Annotated in this window: 2 protein-coding genes and 2 pseudogenes; 1 reads left to right on the top strand and 3 read right to left on the bottom strand. The window is 60.2% G+C overall.

What is annotated here, in order from left to right; translation table 11 throughout:
- Positions 1 to 273, bottom strand: a pseudogene (locus EN994_RS30660) (30S ribosomal protein S4); the annotation flags it as partial.
- A gap of 375 nt (positions 274 to 648) precedes the next feature.
- Here EN994_RS30660 and EN994_RS30665 point away from each other — a divergent pair.
- Positions 649 to 858: a hypothetical protein gene (locus EN994_RS30665; protein ID WP_013532143.1), complete on the top strand. Its 210-nt coding sequence runs from the start codon at positions 649 to 651 to the stop codon at positions 856 to 858.
- Positions 859 to 963: 105 nt separating this feature from the next.
- Here EN994_RS30665 and EN994_RS30670 read toward each other — a convergent pair whose 3' ends face one another.
- The gene (locus EN994_RS30670) at positions 964 to 1,152 is read right to left on the bottom strand and encodes a DUF3008 family protein (RefSeq protein ID WP_013532144.1); all 189 of its coding nucleotides are present in this window, start codon (positions 1,150 to 1,152) and stop codon (positions 964 to 966) included.
- A 64-nt stretch (positions 1,153 to 1,216) separates the two neighbouring features.
- A pseudogene (locus EN994_RS30675) lies at positions 1,217 to 1,556 on the bottom strand (glutamate racemase); the annotation flags it as partial.

Here is a 1,556-nt window from a genome sequence, read left to right on the forward strand (position 1 = left end):
CAGGCCGATCAGGTTCTCCGAGGTGTCGCCCTTGCGGCGGTCAGCCTCTTCATAAACCTTGCGGAACTGCTTTTCCGAAACGTCGCCATAGTGCCCCTTCAGCTTCTGCTTGGCGCGCAGCTGCAGGCCGAAATCGGAAAGCTTGCCCTTGCGGCGCTGGCCATGCTGGCCGGGGCCGTATTCACGCTTGTTGACCGGGGACTTCGGGCGGCCCCAGATGTTTTCGCCGAGACGGCGGTCGATCTTGTACTTCGCGGATTCGCGCTTGCTCATCGCATTCCCTTTTCAAAACAACACACCCGGAACCTCATGGTCCGGGTGAAGGAAACGCGCCCTCCTCTGGCCTCCGTTTTCGAGACCTGACAGGGTTTTCCCACGCAACGCGGCGGAAAACCCACGGGACACGTCAGTTCAAACAAGATAGTAGAATTGGATTTCCACGCATCTTGCGCACATAAAGAAAACCACCGGGCATTGCGGCCCGGTGTTAGCGCGCTGATTAAACGGAGATTTAACCGGTGTCAAGCTTGTGGCTGGCGTAGGCCATGGCGACGATATAGCGTCTCTGGGTTGAGTACAGTGCCGGATGTGGCGGGAGGGTGCGCCAGCGGCATCAGGAAGGGACCGGAGCAGAGGAGCTACATTCGCATGAAGAAATTCTTCCTTACCCTGACAGGAGCCGCTGTGTTGGCGGGATCCATGGCGGTCATGACACCGGAGCCGGCTGAGGCCAGGCATTGGCAAGGGCACCGGCACCACCAGGCTTGCCGCATCGTGATCAAGAAGAAAATTATCTGGCGGCACGGCCACAAGAAGGTCATCCGCTACAAGATCAAGCAGTGCAGAGGGCGCTGGTAGGCTGCAATCAGGCGGCCGACATCATTTCGAAGCCTGCGGTTTGGCCGCGGGCTTTTGATTCCGGCTCGTGTTCTTCGGCGTTTCCCTTGAACGGCGGACTGCACTCTAGCCTTTCGACTTCTTCTCCGGCAGGCCCTTGCGCTTCGTCTCGGCGAATTCCTCGAGCTGCTTTTCGCTCATCGATTCGTACATTCCCTTGGAAGCGCCCTGGAGTTCGCTCTTCTTGGTCTCGCCGCGCTTGGCCGACAGAGCCGCGCCGGCGGCTTTCTGCTGGGCTTTCGAGGTGGCTGGCATGGCTCTTTCTCCCGTTGGCATCAGGAGAAAAACGCAACGACTGCCGTGATGTTCCGCTTCGCAATCACGACATCGCCAACCCGAACCCCTGCATCAGGCGGCGGGTGGGGAAATCGGCTCTTTTCGATGTGAAGACGGCAAGGTCGGGCCCTTCAGGCAACATCTCGCCACGACCGCTCGGATCGATGTCGGCGAGAAGCGACAGCGCCCGGCGCGCGATCGCTTCGGCGGGGTCGAGCCAGTCGACCGGCCAAGGCGCCGTCTTGCGCATACGATTGGCCAGAAAGGGGTAGTGTGTGCAGGCGAGCACGACGATATCCGTACGCAGCGCATCACGTTCGACGAAGCATGGCGTGATCTCGGCGCGCACCGCCTCCTCATCGACGAAGCCCTCACGCATGTAG

It is taken from the genome of Mesorhizobium sp. M7A.F.Ca.CA.002.09.1.1, assembly GCF_003998555.1.
GTDB classification, from domain to species: domain Bacteria; phylum Pseudomonadota; class Alphaproteobacteria; order Rhizobiales; family Rhizobiaceae; genus Mesorhizobium; species Mesorhizobium ciceri.